The 22,852-nt window shown below is 69.7% G+C and carries 10 protein-coding genes; 2 read left to right on the top strand and 8 right to left on the bottom strand.

Annotated elements, in window-relative coordinates; translation table 11 throughout:
* Positions 1 to 13 precede the first annotated feature (13 nt).
* From aroF to QSK35_RS06300, 6 genes are all read right to left on the bottom strand, one after another.
* Positions 14 to 922, bottom strand: coding sequence for a 3-deoxy-7-phosphoheptulonate synthase (aroF, locus tag QSK35_RS06275; protein WP_285743150.1), 909 nt, complete (start codon positions 920 to 922; stop codon positions 14 to 16).
* A 127-nt stretch (positions 923 to 1,049) separates the two neighbouring features.
* Positions 1,050 to 2,270, bottom strand: a complete 1,221-nt coding sequence (locus tag QSK35_RS06280; RefSeq protein ID WP_285743151.1) for an MFS transporter — start codon at positions 2,268 to 2,270, stop codon at positions 1,050 to 1,052.
* Positions 2,271 to 2,349: 79 nt separating this feature from the next.
* Positions 2,350 to 9,501: a non-ribosomal peptide synthetase gene (locus QSK35_RS06285; RefSeq protein ID WP_285743153.1), complete on the bottom strand. Its 7,152-nt coding sequence runs from the start codon at positions 9,499 to 9,501 to the stop codon at positions 2,350 to 2,352.
* A complete protein-coding gene (locus QSK35_RS06290; RefSeq protein ID WP_285743154.1) occupies positions 9,498 to 14,273 on the bottom strand; it encodes a non-ribosomal peptide synthetase in 4,776 nt (1,591 codons plus the stop codon). The genes QSK35_RS06285 and QSK35_RS06290 overlap by 4 nt, the downstream gene beginning before the upstream one ends.
* Positions 14,273 to 14,455 carry an MbtH family protein gene (locus QSK35_RS06295; protein WP_285743156.1) on the bottom strand — a complete coding sequence of 61 codons (183 nt, stop codon included), beginning with the start codon at positions 14,453 to 14,455 and terminating at the stop codon, positions 14,273 to 14,275. Before QSK35_RS06295 ends, QSK35_RS06290 begins: the two co-directional genes overlap by 1 nt.
* Positions 14,452 to 15,861, bottom strand: a complete 1,410-nt coding sequence (locus QSK35_RS06300) for a condensation domain-containing protein (protein WP_285743158.1) — start codon at positions 15,859 to 15,861, stop codon at positions 14,452 to 14,454. Before QSK35_RS06300 ends, QSK35_RS06295 begins: the two co-directional genes overlap by 4 nt.
* Before the next feature lie 234 nt (positions 15,862 to 16,095).
* On the opposite strand from QSK35_RS06300, the gene QSK35_RS06305 reads away from it, so the two are divergent.
* Together QSK35_RS06305 and aroA are read left to right on the top strand one after the other, a co-directional pair.
* Entirely contained in the window at positions 16,096 to 17,097 is a 1,002-nt protein-coding gene (locus tag QSK35_RS06305; RefSeq protein WP_285743161.1) for a TauD/TfdA family dioxygenase, read from the top strand.
* The gene (gene aroA / locus QSK35_RS06310; RefSeq protein WP_285743162.1) at positions 17,097 to 18,374 is read left to right on the top strand and encodes a 3-phosphoshikimate 1-carboxyvinyltransferase; all 1,278 of its coding nucleotides are present in this window, start codon (positions 17,097 to 17,099) and stop codon (positions 18,372 to 18,374) included. Before QSK35_RS06305 ends, aroA begins: the two co-directional genes overlap by 1 nt.
* A 501-nt stretch (positions 18,375 to 18,875) precedes the next feature.
* On the opposite strand, the gene QSK35_RS06315 is transcribed toward aroA, so the two are convergent.
* Both QSK35_RS06315 and QSK35_RS06320 read right to left on the bottom strand, forming a co-directional pair.
* Complete coding sequence (locus tag QSK35_RS06315; protein WP_285743165.1) at positions 18,876 to 20,066, bottom strand: beta-ketoacyl-[acyl-carrier-protein] synthase family protein; 1,191 nt, start codon at positions 20,064 to 20,066, stop codon at positions 18,876 to 18,878.
* Positions 20,067 to 20,076: 10 nt separating this feature from the next.
* The gene (locus QSK35_RS06320; protein WP_285743605.1) at positions 20,077 to 22,848 is read right to left on the bottom strand and encodes a helix-turn-helix transcriptional regulator; all 2,772 of its coding nucleotides are present in this window, start codon (positions 22,846 to 22,848) and stop codon (positions 20,077 to 20,079) included.
* Between the last annotated feature and the right edge of the window lie 4 nt (positions 22,849 to 22,852).

Consider the following 22,852-nt stretch of genomic DNA (forward strand, 5'->3'; position numbering starts at 1 on the left):
CGGCCGGGGCGTCTCAGGGAGTTCCGTTGACGCCCGTCGGCACGGCGGACACGGCAGGCCCGGCAGGCCCGGTCTGGGCGAGCCGGCCCGCGATGAGCGGCACGTCTTCCATGAGGGCGCGGAGGTCCGGCATGTCCTCCGGCCGCAGTGCCTGTTTCCCGTCGCACAGAGCCTGCTCCGGCTGCGGGTGGAGCTCGATGATCATGCCGTCGGCGCCGACGGCCGCCCCCGCACGACCGAGCGGCAGCACCAGGTCACGCCGGCCGCCCGCGTGCGACGGATCGACGATGACGGGCAGGTGGCTGAGCCGCTGGACCGTGGGGATGGCGCTGATGTCGAGGGTGTTGCGGGTGGCGGTCTCGAACGTGCGGATGCCGCGCTCACACAGGACGATGTCCGTGCAGCCGGCCTGCGCCACGTACTCGGCGGCCATCAGCCACTCCTCGATCGTCGCGCTCATACCGCGCTTGAGCAGCACCGGGAGGCCGACGGAGCCGGCCGCCCGCAGCAACGAGAAGTTCTGCATGTTCCGCGCGCCGATCTGGAGCATGTCGGCGTGCGTGGCGACCAGGTCCACGTCGCGGGTGTCGAGCACCTCGGTCACGAACGGCATGCCCGTCTCCGCCCGCACGCCCGAGAGGATCAGCAGACCCTCGCGGCCCAGCCCGTGGAACGCGTACGGAGAAGTGCGCGGCTTGAACGCGCCACCGCGCAGGAGTGCCGCACCGCCGGCCCGAGCCATCTCGGCGGCGCGCAGGGTCTGTTCCGGCGTCTCGACGGCGCACGGTCCGGCGATGAGCGTGAAGGTGCCCGGACCGATCGGCACACCACCCACGTTCACCGTGGAACGTCCGGCGCGTGCCTGCTTGTCCACCAGCAGGTAAGGCGAACTCTCGGGCATTTCCGTGCGAGCGATGGACATGACCACTCCTGAAATCCAAGAAAAGGAAGCCAACTATTCCGGACCAGAACCCCTGTTGCGGGAATAAATCTATTGGAACGTGACTTCCACAACTATCCGCACGACGCGGAAGCGACTCGGGAAATCCCTAGGAACCGGTATTGCGAACCGACGGACTGAGCGCGGCCAGCGCGGTGAGCACGGCCATGACGCCCGCGCACACCCAGACCGTCCCCGTCGCGCCGAGTTCCTCGATCACGAAACCGCCCAGCAGTGAGCCGAACGCGATGGGCCCGTAGGCCATCAACGTCGCGATGCTCGCGACCCGGCCCATCATCTCGCCCGGCACGATCTCGTAGAGGTGCGCCGTGATCGCCACCGTCCACACCGCGCCGACGAACGCGGTCGCCGCGAACACGACGCCGAGCCCAACCGGGTGCCGCACGAACGCCACCATCGCGACCAGCACGGTGAACAGGGCGTTCGCGCCGATCACCGCGGTGGCCAGGCTCATCCGCTTCGCGAACCTCGGCCCGTTCACCGCACCGAGCACGCCACCGGCGCCGGCGACGGCGGACACGACGGCGGCGGACGCCGTCGAGCCACCGCCGTCCCGCACCAGCACGAGGATCAGCAGCATCATCACCTGGAACAGCAGGTTGCTGACCGCGATCAGCCCCACCGCCGTCCGCACGAACGGCCGCCGCCACATCCACGCGAAGCCTTCGCACACGTCCCGCCACGGGTGACTGTCCTTAGTGGACCGCGACGCGCGCATGTCGCTCTTGATCATCAGCAGCGTGCCGAGCGAGACGAGGTGCGCCACCGCGGTGAACAGGAACGGCGCCCAGTTCGTCAGCGCCGCCAGCACACCCGCGGTGGGCTGGCCGAGCAGCCCCGCCGCCCGTTCCCGGGCCTCGTTGCGCCCGATCGCGGCCGGCAGCTGCGCCTTGGTCACCACGCTGGGCAGCGCGGCCCGTTCGGCGATGCGGTAGAGGACGGTGAGCGTGCCCTCCACGAAACCCGCCGCCGCCAGGTACCACGGCGAGATCGCCCCGACGATCCACAGGATCGGGATGGTCGCGATCACCGTCGCGCGCCCGATGTCGCAGAACACCATCAGATGGCGGCGGTCGAGCCGGTCCACCACCAGCCCCGCCGGCAGCTGCGACACCACGTACGGCAGCTGCGCGGCGAAGGCGACGAGGCCGGCGGCCGAGGCCGACCCCGTCGTCCACAGCACGATCAATGGATACGCGTAGGCGCTCACCTGGGACGCGAGGAAAGACAGGCCGGTGCCGGTCCACAACCACGTGAAGTCCCGGTTGCCGCGCAACGAGTCCGTCGGCCGCTCGGCGAGCGTGGTCACTGTCCCGCCTCCCCGAAGTTGCCATGGGGGGAGCTTTGCAAGCGCCCAGCGCTTGGAAAGCTCCCTTCATAGCGCGCCGTCATCGGTCGACACCCATGAACTCGGCGAGCAGCGCGGCCAGTTCCGCACCCCGCTCCGGGCGCAGGATGTCGTAGTGGTCACCGGACACCCGGTGCAGCGTCAGGCCCCGCGGCGACAGCTCGGTGAACCGGGCCACGTAGTCCTGATAGGACCGGTTGCGCAGCACGCCGTGGCTCTCCTCCACCACGTCGTCGGTGACGACGAGCCGGACCGGGGTGCTGCCCCTGGAGTACCGGTAGGTGTACATCGCCCTGGTCAACGCGCGCATGCGGTCGACCTGCAGCAGGACGGTGTCGCGGTCCTTGGCGTGCTCCAGCGCGTTGACGCTGGTGAGCAGCTCCACGATCTCCGGGTCGTCGAGCCCCTTGCCCGCCCGCAGCAGCTCCGCCAGCCGCTCGGAGATCACGTCCGTGGTGATCACGTCGGCGGACGAAGCGGACGGGTCGCACGTCGGGTCGATCAGCACCAGGCCGGTGGCCGGCGTGCCGTGGTCCGCCAGCTGCAACGACATCTCCCACGCCAGGGTGGCGCCGGAGGACCAGCCGAGCAGGTAGAACGGCCGGTCGGTCGGCATCTCGCGGACGTACTGGGAAGCCAGCGCCGCCAGGTCCACGTCGGAGGTGCCGACCGAGTCCGGCGCCTCGAACGCGGCCACCGAGCTGACGTCCCGCATGCCCTCGGTCATCGGCAGGTACCAGTGCGCGCCGCCGCCCTGCGTGTGCGCGCAGAACAGCACGGGCCCGGTGGCCTTCTTGCGGAACCACACCAGGGCTCGGTCGTCGTCACCGCTGTCCTTTTCGGACAGTCGCTGGGCCAGGCCGGCGATGGTGCGGCACGCGAACACGTCGCGCACCGACAGCGGGAAGCCCGCCGCGCGCATCGCGGACTGCAGGGTCAGCGTGCGGATCGAGTCACCGCCGACGGAGAAGAAGTCGTCGTCGACACCGATTTCGTCGAGGCCCAGCACCTGGCGCCACACCTCGGCCAGCGCGGCCTCGGTGGCGTTGCGCGGGGCGACCATCGCGCCACCGGCGAGCGCCGTGCGGTCCGGCGACGGCAGCGCCTTGCGGTCGACCTTGCCGTTCGGCGTGAGCGGCAGCTCGGGCATGACCACCAGCGCGGACGGCACGAGGTGCTCGGGCAGCTGGGTGATCAGCAGCCGGCGCAGCTCGGCGACGTCCACCTCACCGACCACGTAGCCGACGAGCCGCTTGGCGTCGATCTTGGCGGCCGCGTCCGTCACTCCGGGCAGCGCCTGCAGCGCGGACTCGACCTCGCCCAGTTCGACGCGCTGGCCACGGATCTTGACCTGGCTGTCGCGGCGGCCGAGGAACTCCAGCTGACCGTCGGCACGGTGCCGCACGCGGTCGCCGGTGCGGTACATGATCCCGCCACCGAACGGGTCGGGCACGAACGCCTGCTCCGTCTTCGCCGGGTCGTTGAGGTAACCGAGACCGACGCCGACACCGGCGACGTAGAGCTCGCCGGGGATGCCGATCGCGGTCGGCTGCCGCAACGGGTCCAGCACGTACAGCTTGGTGTTGCGCACCGCGCGGCCGATCGGGACGAGCGGGGCGTCGAAGTCATCGGCGGCCCGCAGGACGGCGTGCGTGACGTCGTCGGAGCACTCGGTCGGGCCGTAGGCGTTGACCAGCGGCACGTGCGGGAACCGCTGGAACCAGCGCACACACAGGTCCGGCGGCAGCGCCTCACCGGTCACCACGAGCCAGCGCAACCGGGCGAGGTCCGGTACCTGGCCGCCCGCGTCCCAGTCGTCCAGCGCGGCCCGCAGCAACGACGGCACGACCTCCAGCACGGTCACGCCCTCGTCGACCGCGACCCCGAACAGCGCGCCCGGATCCTGAGCCGTTTCCTTGGAGACCACCCGCACCTGTCCCCCGCTGACGAGCGGCGCGAGCATCTGCCACACCGACACGTCGAACGTCAGCGGCGCGTTCTGCACCAGGATGTCCCGGTCGGTCAGCCGCAGATCCTCCACCTTGGCGAGCAGGTGGTTGACCATGCCGCGGCGGTGCACCATGGCGCCCTTGGGCGTGCCCGTCGAGCCGGACGTGTAGATCACGTAGGCGAGGTCGCGCTCACCACCGCGCAACGGTGACCACGGAGCCTCGGTCCCATCCAAAACGATCACATCGACGTCAAGCCCCGCAACGGCTTCCGACGCATGCGAGAAGTGGGCGGGGCCGACCAGCAACGTCCGGGCGCCGCTGTCGGACAACAGCTTCGCCGTGCGCGCCACCGGAGCCGCGGTGTCCAGCGGGATGTAGGCGCAGCCCGCGCCCTGGACTCCGAGCACCGCGGTGATGAACGCGGCGCCGGGGTCGTCCAGGATCGGCACGACCGAGCCGACCGGCAGGTGCAGCAGCTTCGCCGACACGGCGCTGGCGCGACCGGCGAGCTGGCCGTAGGTGAGCTGCTCGTGGTCGTCCGCCACGGCCGGGGTGTCCGGCGTCAGCGTCGCCGTGACCCGCATGCGCTCGACGACGCCCTCGGCGCTCAGCGGCGCGTCGGTCCGGTTCCAGTCCTCCAGCACCCGCCGGCGCTCCTCGGGGCTGAGGAACACCGCGTGGGCGTCGCCGTCCAGGTCCGCGATCATCGCCTCCAGCACGCCGCGGTACATCGCCATCAGGCGCGCGCCGTTCTCCCGGCTGAGCACGGAGGTGTTGGTGTGCAACAACAACGTGTCGCGCATGAAGTTGACGGTGAGCGCGAACTCGTTGGGGCTGTCGTCGAGGACCGTGTCAGTCTCGACCATGTCACCGTCCACGACATGGAAGTCGAGATAGATGAAGAACGTGTCGATCAGGCGGTTCGTCGCGCCGGCGTCGCGGTGCACCTCGGCGAGCGGGAACCGGCGGTGCGGCCACAGCTCGACGTGCTGGTCGAACGTCCGCTTGAGCAGCTCGCGCCACGTCTTCGCGGACCGGTCGTGGGCGAACGGCAACGTGTTGAGGTACATGCCGGGCACCTTGTCCGCGCCCAGCACCTCGGGCCGCGTGTCGCAGACCAGGCCGGTGTAGAAGCCCACGGCGTCGGTGAGCATGCTCATCGTCTTGAGGTACGCGGCGTGGATCACGGCCTTGAGCGACACATCGGCGCGGCGGGCGACGTCCTTGAGCTCGTCCATGATGTCGCGGCACGACGTGTCGTGGCGGTAGCGCTCGGGCTCGCCGGCCTGCTGCCACGTGGGCGGCAGCTCGAACCGCTCGTTCTTCTCGACGATGGCGCGGAAGTACTCGCGGTCCTCGGGCGAGGCCAGCGACTTCTGCTCGGCGGCGATGAAGTCGACGTACCGCACGTTGTCCGGTACCTCGGGCAGCGTGGCGGTCCGGCCGCGCTTCTCCTCGTCGTAGGCGGTGAGCAGCTGCATCAGCAGCATGTGGTAGCTCCAGCCCTCGAGGATCGGGTGGCACTCGGTGAACGAGCACCACCAGCCGTCGTCGGTGATGTGCGCGAAGTACCGCACCAGTCCGGGTTTACCGACGTCGAACTTGTTGGCCCGCTCCTGCGTGCTCCACTCGCGGATCGCGGTGATCGCCGCGTCCCGGGAAAGGCCGCGCAGGTCCTGCACGCCCATGTCGAGCGTGGCCTCGCGGTGCACCTGCTGCATCGGCACGGAGAACCCGTCGAGGTGCAGCGACGTGCGCAGGATCTCGTGCCGGGCGGCCAGCATCGCGCCGGCCCGCTGGAAGGCCTCGAAGTCGAACGGGTGGGTGTCCTTGATCTCGAAGGAACTCACGTTGTGGTAGAGGTTCTCGGCGCCGTCGGTCGCTTCCATCTCCACCAGCATGATGATCTGCAGCTGCGACATCGGGTACGCGTCGTACGCGCCCTCCGACACCAGAGCGCGGTCTTCGGGAGAGATCAGCTCGAACGGCTTGGTGCCGACGAACTCGACCGTCGGCGCGGCGTGCTCGTCGACGAACTCCGCCAGCCGCTCGATCGTGCGGTACTCGAACACGTCGCGCACCGCGATCTCGAAGCCGTGCTCCCGCAGCGAACCGACCAGCGTCACCGCCATGATCGAGTCACCCCCGAGGTCGAAGAACCCGTCGTGCACGCCGACGGTCTCGACACCGAGCACCGTGCGGTAGACCTCGGCCAGCTTCTCCTCGGTCGGGGTGCGCGGCGCCACGATCTCACCCTTGGCGCGCATCGCCGACTCGTCCGGCGCGGGCAGCGCGCGCTCGTCGAGCTTTCCGTTGGGCGTCAACGGGATCCGGTCCAGCGTGACGAACGCGGACGGGATCATGTACTCGGGCAGCGTCCGGCCGAGCAACGCGCGCAGCTCACCGGGGTCGGCGGCTTCCTCACCGACTGGTACCAGGTAAGCGACGAGCTTCTTGTCGCCGGGGCTGTCTTCGCGCAGCACCACAACGGCTTCGAGGACGTCCTCGTGTTCGGACAGCGCCGAGTTGATCTCGCCCAGCTCGATGCGGAAACCGCGCAGCTTGACCTGCTTGTCGATCCGGCCGAGGAACTGCAGGCTGCCGTCGGGCAGGCGGCGGGCGAGGTCACCACTGCGATACATCGTTGCGCCATCAGGACCCCAGCGGTCCGGCAGGAACCGCTGCTCGGTCAGCTCGGGCCGGTTGAGGTACCCGAGCGTCACGCCGGGTCCGCCGACGTACATCTCGCCGGGCACGCCGATCGGCACGAGCTGCTGGTGCTGGTCGAGGATGTGGATGCGCAGGTCGTCGAGCGGGTAACCGATCGGGTTTCCCGCTCCCGGCAACAGATCCGCCTCGACGATCTCGTAGTAAGTCGAGTGCACGGTCGTTTCCGTGATGCCGTACATGTTGACCAGAGTCGGGTTGTTCAGCCCGAACTTCTTGATCCACGGCGCGAGGTCGGCGAGCTCCAGCTTCTCGCCGGCGAACACGACCGCGCGCAGCGTCAGCTGGTCGAGGCGGGGGTCGCCCGCCTCGGCCAGCGTGACGAGACCGCGGAACGCTGAGGGCGTCTGGGAGAGGATCGTCACTCCGTTGTCGGCCAGCAGCGCGAGGAAGTCCGCGGGGGAACGGGACACGTCGAACGACACGACGACGAGTTGCCCGCCGTGCAGCAACGCGCCCCACAGCTCCCACACCGAGACGTCGAAGGCGTAGGAGTGGAACATCGACCACACGTCGGTGTGATCGAACTTCAGGTGCCGATGGCTGGAGGTGAACAGCCGCTGGACGTTGCGGTGGGTGACCTGCACGCCCTTCGGTTTGCCCGTCGACCCGGACGTGTAGATCACGTACGCGAGGTCGTCCGGAGTGGACACGGCCGCCGGGTTCTCGGCGGGCCGTGCCTGCAGTGCGTCGGTGTCGGTGTCCAGCACCACGACGGCGCCGGAGTGGATGGCGCGCACGGCGTCCACGTGCCGTGAGGTCGTCACGACGATCTGGACCTGTGCGTCTTCGATCATGAACTGCAGCCGGTCCGCCGGGTAGGCGGGATCGAGCGGCAGGTAGCCCGCGCCGGACTTGGTGACGCCGACGAGGGTGGGCACCAGGTCGCCGTCGCGGTCGAGGCAGACACCGACGAGCTGGTTGGGGCGGGCTCCGAGCGCACGCAGGTGGTGCGCGAGGCGGTTGGCGCGGGCGTTGAGTTCGTTGTACGACAACGCTTCGCCGCTATAGATGACGCTCTTGGCGTCCGGGGTGCGGGCGACCTGCTCCTCGAACACCTCGCCCAGGCTCTTGACCGGGGCGGGAACCTCGATACCGGAGCCCTTCGTGAGGAGCTCGCGTTCGTCGTCGAGGAGGAAGTCGATCTCGCGGACCGGGGTGTCCGGGTTCGCGGCGATCCGGCCGAGCAACCGCGCGAAGTGCGCGGCCATGCGGGAGACGGTGGTCTCCTCGAAAAGGTCCGTGGCGTACTCGAACACCGCGCCCAGCGAGCCGTCGGGCAGCTCGGCGACGCGCAGCGCGAGGTCGACCTTGGCGACCTGCCAGGTCAGCTCGACGTGCTCGATCGCAAGGCCCGCCACATCGAACCGGCCGGGCGGCAGGTCGTGCATCGTGATCGCGGCCTGGAACAGCGGCGTGACCGACATGTCGCGCTCGGGCTGCAGCTCGTCCACGAGCTTCGCGAACGGCACGTCCTGGTGGTCGAACGCGTCGAGCACGGTGGTGCGCACGTTGTTCAACAGCTCACGGAACGAGCCCTCGACCCGTGTCCGCAGCACCAGGTTGTTGATCAGATAGCCGAGTGTGCTGTGCAGGCTGGGCTCGGTGCGGCCGGAGACGACCGTGCCGACCGAGATGTCGTCCTGGCCGGTGTAGCGCGCCAGCAGCGTCTGGAACGCGGTCACCAGCACCATGAACGGCGTGGCCGAGTGGTCCATCGCTAGTTCCCGCACCGACTGCGCGGTGTCGGCCGGGATCAGGATCTCCGTCGCCGCGCCGCGCCAGCCGCGCACGCTCGGCCGCGGCTTGTCGGTCGGCAGCTCCAGCCGGGTCGTGCCCGCCAGGTGCTCGCGCCAGTAGCCGAGGTGGCGGGCGTGCTCCTCGGTGCGGCCCTGTTGCCACGACGCGAAATCGGCGTACTGGACCTCGACCTCGGGCAGGCTCGCGGTCGTGCCGGTGCTGAACGCCTGGTACAGCCGGCCGATCTCGCCCAGCAGCACCTGCTGCGAGGTCTGATCGGACGCGATGTGGTGGAACACCGCCACCAGCAGGTGGTCCTCGCGGCCCAGGTGCAGCAGCGTGAGCCGCAACGGGTGGTCGCGCTCCAGGTCGAACGGCTGGGTCGCCAGCTCGTCGGCACGGGCGAGCGCCTGCTCCTCGCCGTCGACGCTCTCCACGGTCCACTGGACGTCCGCGGGCTCGTCGATGACCTGGACCGGCTCGGTGCCGTGCAGCTCGTAGCGGGTGCGCAGGATCTCGTGCCGGGCGACGATCTCCGACCACACCCGGCGCAGCGCCTCGGTGTCCAGCGGGCCGCGCAACCGCAGCACCAGCGGCACCAGGTACTCGGCGCTGTCCGGGTTGAGGCGGTTGAGGAACCACAGCTGCCGCTGGCCGAACGACAACGGCAGGGGCTTGGTGCGGTCCGCGGGTGCGATCGCCTGGGTGGCCTCGGGCCGATCGCCTTCCAGCCACTTGAGCAGTGCCTCGTCGCGATACATCTCGGTGGTCATGCCCGTCGCCTTTCCAGTTCTGTCCTGATGTGGTCTTCGAGCACGCCGGCCAGCCCGGCGACGGTGGGTTTGTCGAAGAGGGTCCGCACGCCGATCTCGATCCCCAGCTCCTCGCGGATCAGCGAGACCAGCTTCACGGCGGCCAGCGAGTGACCGCCCACGGCGAAGAAGTTGTCGTGCACGCCGACCGCGCCAGGCAGCACCCGCGTCCAGATCGCGGTCACGCGCTCCTCGATCGGGTTGCGCGGCCGATCCTCTGGTATCGCTTCCTGTGCCTGCGGCTTCGGGAGCGCCTTGCGGTCGACCTTTCCGTTGGCGTTCAACGGCAACGTGTCCAGCCAGACGATCACTTCGGGGACCTGGTGGGCGGGCATGCGTTCGGTGAGGAACGCCCGCACGTCCTGGTCCTCCCCCGCGCAGTACGCGACGAGCCTCTGTTCATCAACGACCACAACGGCTTCGCGCACGGTCGGGTGAGCGAGCAGTCCGGCCTCGATCTCGCCAAGCTCGACGCGGTAACCGCGGATCTTGACCTGGTTGTCCGCCCGGCCGCGGAACTCCACGTCGCCCGTGGCGGTCATCCGGCCCAGGTCACCCGTGCGGTAGAGGCGGGATCCCGGTGCGCCATAAGGATCCGGCAGGAACTTCTCGGCCGTCAGGTCGGGCCGGCCGACGTACCCGCGGGCCACACCGGCGCCGCCGATGTAGATCTCCCCGGTCGCGCCGATCGGCACCGGCCGCAGGAACTCGTCCAGCACGTACATCGTGGTGTTCGGGATCGGCCGGCCGATGGACAGGAACTCCTTGGCCCACGGGCGGTCCGAGTCGAACAGCGAGTTGCCGATGGTGATCTCAGTCGGGCCGTACTCGCCGACGAACTTGGTGTCGGCCGTACCGTTCACCGCGCGCCATTGCTCGGCCATCGCCGCGGGAACCCAGTCGCCCGCGGCACTGACCAGGCCCGCGAGTTTCGCGGGCGGCCGGTTGGCCAGCTGGTGCAGCACCAGTTCCAGCTGCGCGGGCGCCATCTTCATGAACGCGAACGGCCCCGCGTCGGCCAGCGTCGGGCCGAGCTTCGTCAGGTCCAGGTCCACGCCGAACAGGTGCGCGGGCTGGCCGGTGAGCAGCGGCGTGAACAGGTTCGGGATGCCCAGGTCGTAGGCGATCGACGTGAACACCGGAGCGCCTCCGGTGCCGTGCGCGGCGTACGCGCCGACCGACCAGCTCAGGTAGTTCGCCAGGCCGCGGTGCGACACCGCGACGCCTTTCGGCCGTCCCGTCGAACCCGACGTGTAGATGATGTACGCCAGGCGGTCCAGGTCGCCGTCGTCGACCAGCACCGGATCCGCGGGCGCGTGGTCGATCGTGTCGACGAGCAGTTTCTCGACCGGGTAAGGACTTCCGAGCTCGGTGTCGGTGACCAGGAGCAGGGCGCCCGAATCCTCCAGCACACTCGTCAGGCGGTCGGCTGGGAACGACGGGTCGAGCGGCACGTAGGCCGCGCCCGCCTTCCACACGCCGAGCAGCGTCGCGACCAGGTCCGGGGTGCGGTCGAGCAGCACGCCGACCACCGACTCGACGCCGACGCCGCGGGACTGCAGCGCGTGCGCCACCTGGTTCGCGCGGGCGTCCAACTCGGCGCACGTGGTGACGCGGCCGTCCGAGACGAGGGCCGTGACGTCCGGGTGCTCGCAGGCGCGTTCGGCGATCGTGAGGTGCACCGGCAGGATCGGTTGCGGGGCCGCGGTGGCGTTGAACCGGTGGATGATCAGGTCGTGCTCGGCTTCGCCGAGCATCGGCACCATGGCGACCGGCACGTCCGGGGCCTGCGCCAGTTCGCCGGCCAGCCGGACGAAGTTCGCCGCCATCCGCTCGATCGTGGCCTCGTCGAACAACGCGGTGGCGAACTCCAGGATGCCCTGCAGGCTGCCGTCGTCGTGCCTGCGCATGATCAGCGTCAGGTCGGTTTTGGCCGTCTTCCAGATCGCCTTCATGGCCTCGAGGTCGGCCTCGGTGTTGTTCGACGTGGCGACGTCGCCCTCGTGCAGGTCGAAGATCACCTGGAACAGCGGCGTGCGGGACAGGTCGCGGTCGGCCTGGACCTCCTCGACGAGCCGCTCGAACGGCACGTCGGAGTTGCGGAACGCCTTCTGGCACAACGACCTCGTGTCCGCCAGCGCCTCGGCGAACGTGCGGTCCGGGCGGACCCGGTTGCGCAGCACCAGCGTGTTGAGGAAGAAACCGACGACGTGCTCGACCTCCTGGCGCGTGCGGCCCGAGGTCGGGGTGCCGACCGCGAAGTCCCACGTATTGGTGTAGCGGCCGAGCAAGGTGCTGAAGACCGTCAGCAGGGTCATGAACGGCGTCGCGCCCTGCTTCCGTCCCTGTGCCAGCAGCTTCTCGGCCTGGTCGGGCGGCAGCGTGAACGTCAGGCCGGCGCCGGCGGAGTCGCGTTCGGCCGCGCGGGGACGGTCGGTCGGCAGGTCGATCGGCGCGAGATCCTTGAGCTCGTCGCGCCAGTGGTCGAGCTGCTCGGTGTGCCGCGCGAGGTTCGCGTGCTGCCACGCCGCGTGGTCCACATACCGGACCGGCAGCTCGGGCAGCTCCTCCCCCGCCACCAGGCGGTGGAACTCGTCGGTCAGCACCGCGATCGACTGCCCGTCGCACGCGATGTGGTGCAGCGTGACGAGCAACCTGTTGGTGTCGCGGACGAACAGCGCCCGCCACACCGGGCCGTTCTCCAGGTCGAACCCGCGGGCGAGCTCCTCGGCGAACAGCGCGTTGTCAGCGGTTTCGACGACCCGCAGCTCGACCGGTCGCGGCTCGTCGATGATCGCGAACGGCTCGCCGTCGCGGACGCCGAACCGGGTGCGCAGCACCTCGTGCCGCTCGGCCAGCTCGCTCAGCACGCACTTCACGGTCTGCGGCTGGATGCCGTCGGGCACCGGCAGGAACACCGGCACCAGGTACTCCTGGCCGCCTCCCCGAAGCTTTTCGAGGAACCACAGCCGCTTCTGGCCCGAGGACAGCGGCAGCATGCCGTCGACCGGAACGGCCTCCGGGATGGGTGCGTCGTTGACGTCCACAGTGGACATAAGTTCGGCCTGCGCACGGACGGTCGTCGCGGCGAACAGGTCGCGGATCTCGACGCGACGGCCGAACCGCTCGCGCAGCCGCTCGGCGAGCCGGGTGATCAGCAGCGAGTGGCCGCCCAGCTGGAAGAAGTCGTCCTCGGCGCCGATCTCGTCCTGCTCCAGCAGGTTCGCCCAGGCCTCGGCGACCGTGTGCTCGGCGGGCGTCGACAACGGCACGTGCTCGCGGACCGGCGTCAGCTCCTCGATGTCGAGCAGCAGCAGGGCGTTGCGGTCCGGCTTGCCGTTGGTGGTCAACGGGATCTTGTCGATCGGCACGAACAGCGTGGGGATCATGTAGTCCGGCAGCCGTCCGCGCAGGAACGCGCGCAGCTCGGTCGGGTTCAGGTCCTCGCCCTGCACGTATGCGACGAGCCGCTTGTCAGTGCCGTTCGGAACCGCGAGCGCGGCGCATGCCTGGACGTTCGGATGGGCGCGCAGCGCGGACTCGATCTCCGCGGGCTCCATGCGGACGCCGGCGACCTTGATCTGGCCGTCCGTGCGGCCCAGCCACTCCAGCAGGCCGTCATCGCGCCAACGGGCCCGGTCACCGGTGTTGTACATGCGGGAACCGGGCGGGCCGAACGGGTCCGGCACGTAGCGCTCGGCGGTCAGGTCGGGCCGGCCGATGTAACCGAGGCCGACCTGGGAGCCGCCGACCCAGATCTCGCCGGGCAGGCCGGGCGGGACGAGCTCGCCGGTCTCGTCGAGCACCAGGATGTGGCAGCCCTCGATGGGCGCGCCGATCGGCACCGGGCCCTCGGCCTGGTCGCGGCCGACGAGCAGCTCGGTCTGCTCGACGGTGCATTCCGTTGGGCCGTAGGTGTTCCAGTACTCGATCTCGGGCAGCTTCGCCCAGAGCTGGTGCAGCAGTTCGTAGTGCAGCAGCTCGCCGCCGGACGACATGATCCGCAGCGACGTGCAGTCGGCCAGCATGGGCTCGGCGAGCAGCAGCCGCAGCACCGACGGCACCACCTGCAGGACGGTGGCCCGGTGCCGCACCACGGCTTCGAGCATCATGCGGGCGTCGCGCTCGGCGCCGTCCGGCGCGAACACGACCGACGCGCCGCAGATCAGCGGCGAGAACAGTTCCGTGACCGACGCGTCGAAGCTGAGCGCGCTCTTCTGCAGCCAGCGGTCCGCGGGCCGCAGCCGGCGCGCGGCCACCAGCGTGACGATGCGGTTGGCGGCGTTGCCGTGGCTGAGCACGGCACCCTTGGGCCGGCCCGTCGAGCCGGACGTGTAGAGGATGTATGCGAGGTCGTCGGCCTGAACCTCAACGCCCGCAACGGGTTCGAACCGGTCGACGGCCGCGCGTACGGTGTCGTCATCGACGACCAGTCCGCAGCCGGTCTCGGCCATGATCGCGGCGATGCGGTCCGCGGGGTGGTTGTGGTCGAGTGCGACGTACGCCGCGCCCGCCTTCCAGATGCCCCACAGGGCGACGGCGAGGTTCACGCCGCGCGTCATCCGGACGCCGACGACGGCGCCGGGGTGGCCGCCGTCGAGCAGTGCCGCGGCCAGCGCGCCGGAAGCCCGGTCGAGCTGGGCGTAGGTCAATTCCTGGTGGTCGTCGGCCACGGCGAGCGCGTCGGGTGTCAGCGCGGCCTGCCGGGCGAACAGTTCGGGAAGCAGTTGCATCAGACCGTCTCCCGCCTGCGGACGCTGAGCGGCGTGATGTCCGTCCACACCTCGGCGATGTGGGCGAGGCAGTCCTCGCGGGCACCTTCGAAGCCCGTGGCGCGCCAGCCTTCGGGGAGCGCGCGGTCGGCCCACCAGATGGCGTGCTGACCTTCGTCGTTCACGACAACCAGGTACGTCATGAGAGGTCTCCTTCTGCTGGGCGTCGACCGGTGGCGAACGCGAGCAGCCGCGCCCGTTCGCTCTCGTCGACGAGCGACACGCTCGCCACGCGTTGGCCGGGATCGGCGGCGGCCGCGCGGAGCAGCCGCTCGTAGTGCGTCGCCATCCGCTGGATGGAGGCGGCGGTGAAGAGGTCGGTGTCGTACTTGAGGACACAGCGCACGGAGTCGCGGCTGCGGACCACCTCGAGCACGAGGTCGGTCTGGCCGACCTGCTGCGGCAGGTCCAGTGCGCTCAGCCGCAGCTCGTCGAACGCCACCTCGTGGCCCTCGCCGAGGTTCGCGAGCGACACCAGCTCGTCGCGCGGGTCGACGGTGATCATGCTGACGCTCACCTGGGCGAGCGCCTGCGTGCCGGCGCGGCTGGGGAGGCCGAGTGCGCGGTGCAGCATGGCGAACGGGAAGTCCACGTTGGCCATCGCGCCGGACATCTGCGTGTTGACGTCGGTGATCAGGTCGCGGAACGTCGTCGCGGTCGTGCACTGGGCGCGCAGCACGATCTTGTTCGAGTAGTAGCCGGGCACGCCGCGGTTCGCCAGGCCCATGCTGGACTGGGAGTCGCAGCCGATCAGGAAGTCGTGCTGCGCGGAGCAGCGGTACAGCAGCGCCTGGAAGACGCCGAGCATGTGCCGCACGGGCGTGACACGGGCCTTGCGGGAGGCGTGGAAGATGCCGTCCACGACGTCCTGCGGCAGTTGGAACCGGTAACCGGCGCCCTGGAACCGTTGCCGCGCCGGGCGTGGGTGGTCCAACGCGAGCTCGAGCGTGGCCGGGGCGCCGCGCAGGGCGGACCGCCAGTAGGCCGCCATCTCCTCGGCCCTGGGCGATTCGAGCAGCCGCTGTTCGGCGGCGACGAAGTCGGCGTAGGTGTGGGCGAGCGGCGCCCAGTCCGGGTCACGCGCCTCGCGCACCGCGCGGTAGGCCTCGAGCAGATCCTTGACCACCAGCGTGAGCGAGGCGAAATCGGTCGCGATGTGGTGCACCACAAAGAGGAGCACCGCGTCCTCGGACGTCATTTTGAACAACACGAACCGGGCGGCGCCGTCGATGTCGAGCTTGAACGGCCGCGCGATCTCCGCCTGGACCAGCTCGGTGAGCCGGGCGTCGTCGGCGCCACGCGCGTCCCGCACGTCCAGGCCCACCAGACCGTCCTGCAGCACCCGTCCCGGCACGCCCGCGATCTCGGTGAACAGCGAGCGCAGCATGTCGTGCCGCTCGACGGTCATGGCCACCGCGCGCAGCAGCGCGGGCACGTCCAGCGGGCCGCGCACCCGCATCGGCCACGCCACGTTGTAGGCCGCCGTCTCCGGTGCCATGCGGTGGATCAGCCAGAGCGCGTTCTGACCAACGGACAACGCGTGTTCCATCGCGATTCGTCTCCTCGCTGAAATGCCTTTCCGGGCCGCATTTCCGCAAAGGACAATCGCTCGCGCACCCTGGGGGTCACATCACCCATGTGGGTACCCCCATCCAGGAAATCCCTTGTCACAGCGCTCGTCTAGGTGTTTCACGCAAGCCCCTCGACCACATGGGCGATGTGACCCGCACGTGTTTTGAAGAGGCTGGTTGCCAGTTCTGCGGAAATAGAGGGGAACGCGCACATGACCACCCAGAGCGAAATCCGGAATCCCGCGCTCGACACCACGTGCGGCGGGCCGACCACGATCCAGCTGACCGATGAGGAGCGGTCCGCGATCCGCCGGCTGACCGACGACCTCACCGCCGATCCCGACGCGCGCATCGACACCAGGGACTGGGTGGAACGCGCGCGCGAACTGTCGTGCGAGCTTCCCCTCACCCTGCGAGTGGCGCTGCGCCGGTTCCGCCGCAGCCCCGGCCCCGAGGGCGTCCTGCTCGTCCGCGGCCTGCCCATCGACTCCTTGCCCGGCACACCATCGGTGCCCGGCTCGGTCGAACGGATCCCGACCCCGTACGCGTCCGCGCTGGTGCTGGCGTGCATGCAGATCGGCGACATCACCGCGTTCCGTCAGGAGAAGAGCGGTGCGCTGGTGCAGAACGTGGTACCCGTTCCCGGACAGGAGGACTTCCAGGGCAACGCGGGTTCGGTCACGTTGAAGATGCACATCGAGAACGGCTTCCACTCCTACAAACCGGACTACGTAGCGTTGCTGTGCCTGCGCAACGACCACGACGACGTCGCCGGCCTGCGCACGTCGAGCATCCGCCGCGCCCTGCCGTTGCTGTCCAACGAGACGCGCGCCATCCTGTTCGAGCCGCGGTTCATCACCACGCCGCCCGCGTCGTTCGGCGACTACATCAGCGTCACGGGCGCGCGCCCGATCCTCGAGGGCGACCCGTCGGACCCGGACGTGCAGATCGACTTCGCCACCACCTCGGGCCTGGACTTGGGTGCTGCCGCGGCGATCGACGAGCTCGGCCACGCGTTCGACCAGGTGGAACGCACTTTTGTGTTGCGGTCCGGCGATCTGGCCATTGTGGACAATCGGCTCGCCATGCACGGGCGGACCGCGTTCCGGCCGCGGTATGACGGGTTCGACCGCTGGCTGCTCCGCACGTCCATCCACATCGACCCGCGCCGCACCCGCCCGGCTCGGCCGGCCGACGGAGATGTTCTTTCCTGATGCACCTTCACCTGGAAGGCAGCAGGCAGCCACTCTCCGGCGAGATCACTGTCCCGCCGTCGAAGTATCACGCCCACCGGGCGCTCATCCTGGCCTCGCTCGCTCCCGGCGTCTCCCGGATCAACGGCGTGTGCAACGCGCGGCACGTCCGCTACACCATCAGCCTGCTGCGCAAGCTCGGTGTCCGCGTTGCCGTGGACTCCTCCGGTTATACGGTGACCGGTGGGACTTATGTTCCTGCCGCGTCGTCGGTCTCCGCGGGGAGTTCCGGGACGACGCTGTACTTCATGCTGGGGTTGGCTTGTTTGGCATCCCAGCCGGTTGCCGTAACTGGTCAGAAGTACTTTCAGCGTCGGCCTGTTGGGCCCCTGTTGACTGCGTTGCGTTCGCTTGGGGTTTCGTTGGAAGGGGACGGACTGCCGGTTCTCGTTCGACCCGGCCGTCCTACCGGTGGTCACGTGCGCATCCCCGGCACGTTGTCGCAGTGGGTGTCGGGGCTGATCCTGCTCGCGCCGTTCGCCACCGGGCCCACCGTGATCGAGGTTTCCGGGCCGTTGAACGAGCGGCCGTACGTCGAGCTGACCGTGTCGATGATGCGCCAGTTCGGGTTGTCCGTCTCCGTTTCTCCTGACTGGCGGCGGTTCTCTGTGGCGCCTGGGCAGGTGGCGGTGCCCTGTACTGTGACGCTGCCTCCGGATCTCGGGTCGGCGGCGTTTGGGATTGTCGCATCTGCGATTCGGCCCGCTGATGTCACTCTGCACGGGCTTGGTTCGCTGACCGACCACCCTGAGGCTGCGTTCCTGGAGGTGGTCCGCGGGATGGGCGTGCCGCTGGATGCGTCTTCGTCCGCGGTTCGTCTGCGCCACGACGGCGTGGACCTGCAGCCCGCCGTCGTGGACTGCCGGCTCGTACCCGACATGCTGCCTGTGCTGTCCACTTTGGCCTGTTTTGCTGGTGGGGAGACTGTGTTTGAGAACGTCTCGCATGTGCGGCTCAAGGAGTCCGACCGGGTGGTCGCCATGACGCAGCTCAACAAGATGGGTGGCGATCTGCGGATGTCCGGGGATCGGCTTGTTGTCCGTGGAGTGCGTTCTTTGACTGGTACCGCCCTGTCGTCGTACAACGACCACCGGGTGCTCATGTCTCTGGCGCTGGCGGGGTCGGCGGCGCGGGGTCAGACCCGGCTTAGCTATCCCAACGCTTATCGGATCTCGTATCCCGGATTTTTGGGGGACATGGCCTCGCTGGGCATGCAGATCTCGGTACGTCGCAACTAGTCCACCTGTCCGGAGAGGCCCGTGGCTGCCCCAGCCGCGGGCCTCTCGTGTGTCTACCGGGGTCGTGCGTGGCGCTCGCTCGGCTGCCGGTTCCGTGCGTGGTTGCTGGCTTGGCTGCCGGTTCCGTGCGTGGTCGCCTGTTTGGCCGCCGGTTCCGTACGTGGTTGCTCGCTTGGCTGCCGGTTCCGTACGTGGTTGCTCGCTCGGCTGCCGGTTCCGTGCGTGGTCGCCCTTTTGTCGGCTGCCGGTGTCGTGGGGCGCTGCCTCTTCCGGGGGCGCCTTCGGCGCCGCGATTGGGGCTTGACTTGGGGCCCCTCGCGGCGTGGTGGGCCGGCTCCGCCGGCAGATGCAAGATCTGCCGGCCCGACAAGGGCTACCACACCGCACCCCAAGTCAAGCCCCAATCGCGTTCCGTACGTGCCCACCAAACGCGCCCCACTCTGGGAGCGTGGTCGCCACCCTGGCTGCCGGTTCCGTGCGTGGTCGCGTTTCTTTGGTCGCTCATACCAGCGCCGGTTCGAAGCGGCGGAGCACTACCGCTGCGTTCGCCCCACCGAAACCCAGCGCATTGACCAGCACCGTGCGGACATCTGCCGGACGGGCTACCGCAGGCACGTCTACCGGACACTCCGGGTCCGGCACCCTAGGCCCACCAACCGTCGGCGGCATGAACCCGTGCTGGATCGCCAGCACCCCAGCCACACAAGAGTGGGCGCCCGCCGCCCCGGCCGTGTGCCCGATCATGGACTTGATCCCGGTAATGGGCGGCAACGGCACGTCCCCGAACACATCGGCCAGCGCCCCGCACTCCATGGGGTCATTGGCCTTCGTGGCAGTCCCGTGCGCCATCACGAGGTCCACTTCCGACGGTTCAACCCCGGCGTTGTGCAGAGCCCCACGCAGACACTCGGCCACAACCTCCTGGAACGGCCGCGTCGGGTGGTTCCCGTCGCAAGTCAGGTTGTAATCGAGCACCTCGGCCAGAATCGGCGCACCACGTTCGAGAGCGAACTCCAGCGACTCGAGCATCAGCATCGCAGCGCCCTCGGCGAACACCACCCCGGTCCGATCAGCCGAGAACGGCCGACAGGTGGTGGGCGACAGAGCCCCGTAGCGGTACATGGCCGAAAAGAGCCGCCGGTCAGTGGCGTCACCCCCGCCGACCAACGCGTACGAAGCCTCCCCGGACCGAATAGCGTCCAGCCCAGCACCGATGGCGAAGTTCCCCGCCGAGCACACGTTGGGAAACGCGAGGGGCTCGACATCCATCAACCCCAGCGAAGAAGCCACGGAGAGCGGCATCCGGCTCATCCGGAACCGCCTGGCCAGCAAGGGATCCAGGTTGGGCAGCCCCTTCTCCAACTCCATGGCACTCAGCGCGTCAAGGTCACGCCCGTCGCCATCGGTGGTGCCGACGGCGACCACGCCGCGAACGGAGGAGAACACCGAGGGGTCGGTCACGGCCTGGCGGGCGGCCGCGACGGTCATCTGCGTTGCGATGCCCTGGGTGGGGTGCTCGGGGTCGTAGGGGAAGTCGGGTACCTCGTGCATGCGGGCGTGTGGGAAGCCGGTGGTGTCGAAGCACGTGATGTCCCGCGCACCGCAACGCCCCTCACGCAGGCCGGTCAGGAACTCGGCACCGGTGCCGATGCTCGAGACGGCGCCCACGCCGGTGACCACTACACGAGACATAGGAATACCCCTAAGCGATGCGGTGACGGAGGCCCGTCAGCTCGACTCGCGAGCTGACGCCCAGTTTGCGGAACACGCGCCCCAGGTGCGCGTGCACGGTGTGCGGGGATACGAACATGCGGGCCGCCACCTGGCGGTTGGTCAGGCCCTCGGCTACCAGTTCGACTACGTCGCGTTCGGTGGGGGTCAGGCTTTCCCAGCCGGTTGCGGGGCGGTCGGCGTAGGTCCAGTGGCGGCGGCGAACACCGGCTTCGCGCAGCAAACGGCGTACGCGCGCTACCTCGCGGGAGCAGCCGGCCTCCTCGTACGCCGTCATGGCGGACTCCAAAGCCTCGACCGCCTCTTGGCCGTCGGCGTGTACCAGGGCCAGGTCCTCCCACGCCACGCCGCGCGACCATGGGTCGCCGTAAGACGAAGCCGCCTTGCGCAGCAACGACGTGTCGCGGTCCAGTAGGCCGCGGACGTGGTCGGCCGCGGCGGTCAGGGTTTCGAGAGTGGGGTTGCGCTCGGCCAGCAGCTCGGCGTGGGAGGCTACGCGGTTGGCGATCTCGTCGTCGCGGTCCTCCAGGGCCAGGCGGACCAGCCATGCCGCCGCGGAGGGCTGCAGTAGGAGTTGGGACGGGCGTTCCAGCAGGTGGGCGTGCGTGGTGTCCAACATGGACAGTACGTGGCGTGGGGAGTGTTGGGCGGCCGCGATCTGCAGTTCGGCCCACGCCTGCCTGCCGTGGGCGTAGACCGGGCCCGTGCCGTCGCCGCGTTCCAGGTGTTGTTGGGCCTCAACGAGATCGCCGCGTCGCAGGGCCGCGGTTGCCAGCGTGGTGGCGGCGAGCGGTAGGAACCAGGTTACGCCCAGCTCGTCGGACAGTTCGATACCGGCGGCGGCCTCGGTCTCCGCCTCGGACAGCGAACCTGCGCGGACGCGTACCCAGCCGCGGACGATGTGCAGGGACAGGCTGTGCACCAGGTGTTCGGTCAGTTCGATCTCGGTTTCCGCTGCGGCGATCTCCGCCTCGGCGCCGGTCAGGTCGCCGATCTCGGCCAGCATCGCGGCCAGCACCAGGCGTGGATGTGGCGCGGGGACGTTCCACCATGCCGATGCCGGGCAGCGGGTGGCGGCGCGTAGCAGTTCGAGCGCCTCGGCCATTTCGCCCTCTGCCCAGCGTTCCCGCGACAGCATCACGCGCGCTACCGCTACCGCTACCTCGTCGTCGCGATCCGGACGGTCCACATCGGACCCTGCTTCGTATTCGACCAGGACCTGTTCGGCCAGGCGGCTCGCCAGGCCGCGGTCACCTCGGGCGGCCGCTGCGGCGAGCATGGTGGCTCGGGCGGACGCGCGTACGCCGGCGTCGCCCTCGGGGACGGCCAGTGCTTGTTCGATCTCGGCTACCGCGCTCGCGTAACGGCCGGTCAGTACGCGGACCGCGCCCAGGATCGTGCGCAGGTTCGCCTCGACCGCGGCGGGGACCCGGCAGGCCAGTGAGGCGGACACCAGTTCCTCGACGTCGGTGAGTTTGCCCAGTTGTAGCAACGCGTTCGCGCGCACGCCGGTCAGCGCGTGGAACTCGGGGCTGCCGGGCATGGCCAGGCGCAGTGCCTTCGCCGAGATGTCCGCGGCGGTGCGCGGCGCGCCGTGCAGGGCGCGTTCGGCGGCGTCGACCAAGGCCTCGATCGCCTGCGTGTCGCCGGGTAGGGCGCCGCGCAGCAGGTGGTCGGTGGCCGCGCCGGACGCGCCCGTGCGGCGGATCATCAGCAGGCCGATCTGGCGGTGCAGCGGGGCCGCTACGGACGGGGCCACCAGCTCGCCTACCGCGCGCCACACCAGGCCGTGCCGGAACGACAGGGCGTCGTCCTGCTCGTCGCTGTCCAGCAGACCCGCGCGCAGCACCTCACGGATCGCGCGCAGCACGTCGGCGAGGCTGCGGCCCAGCACCTCGGCCACGTCGGCCAGGCGGAACGACCGGCCCAGGATCGCGGCCACCTCTAGTACGCCGATGGTGTCCGCGCCGAAGCCGTCCAATCGGTTGCGCACGGCCGAGATCAGTCGCTGCGGCAGCCGCGGCTGCTCCAGCACGGCGCGCCCATCGCGCACCACCACGGCGTTCTCCTCGCGCAGGCCTTCCAGCAACGCCGCCACCAGCGCCGGGTTGCCGTTCGAGCTGGCGCACAACGAGAGCAGGTCGGTGTCGGGTGCCGCGCCGAAGAAGTCCGTGACGACCCGCACCACCGAGCGCAACCGCAACGGAGTCAGGCGAATCCGCAGCGCGCCGTCCGCGGCGAGCCGGTCGAACAGCCGGCCCGCGGCCGCGGCGTCACCCGTGCCGTCGCGGCTGGCCAGCACCCACACCACCGGCCGCGGGCTCAGCTGCGCGGGGAACGACCGCAGCGCGGCCAGCGTCATCGGGTCGACCCACTGGACGTCGTCCAGCACGATCATCAACGGGCCCGCGGAAGCGCGTTCGTGCAACGCCTGCAGCAACTGCGTGGCGAGGCGCAGTGAGTCGCCCGACGCCCACACGGTCTGCCCGAGCGCGGCGGCGAGCGGGGCCAGCGGAGTCCACCGCGTCAGCTCGTCGCCTCGGCCCGCGCACACCGCGATGCCCATCTGTCCCGCGGTCTTCGCCACGTCGGCGAGCAGCCGGGTGCGGCCGATGCCGGCCTCACCTTCCAGGAGCAGCACGGCACTTCGGCCATCGACGACCTCGCCGAGCGTCTCGGTGATGCGCGTCCACGCCTCACCGTGCCCGTTCCTGCTGTCGACCACCGCCGGGAAATCTCGCATCACC

The organism is Lentzea sp. NBRC 105346 (assembly GCF_030269605.1).
Taxonomy (GTDB): domain Bacteria; phylum Actinomycetota; class Actinomycetes; order Mycobacteriales; family Pseudonocardiaceae; genus Lentzea.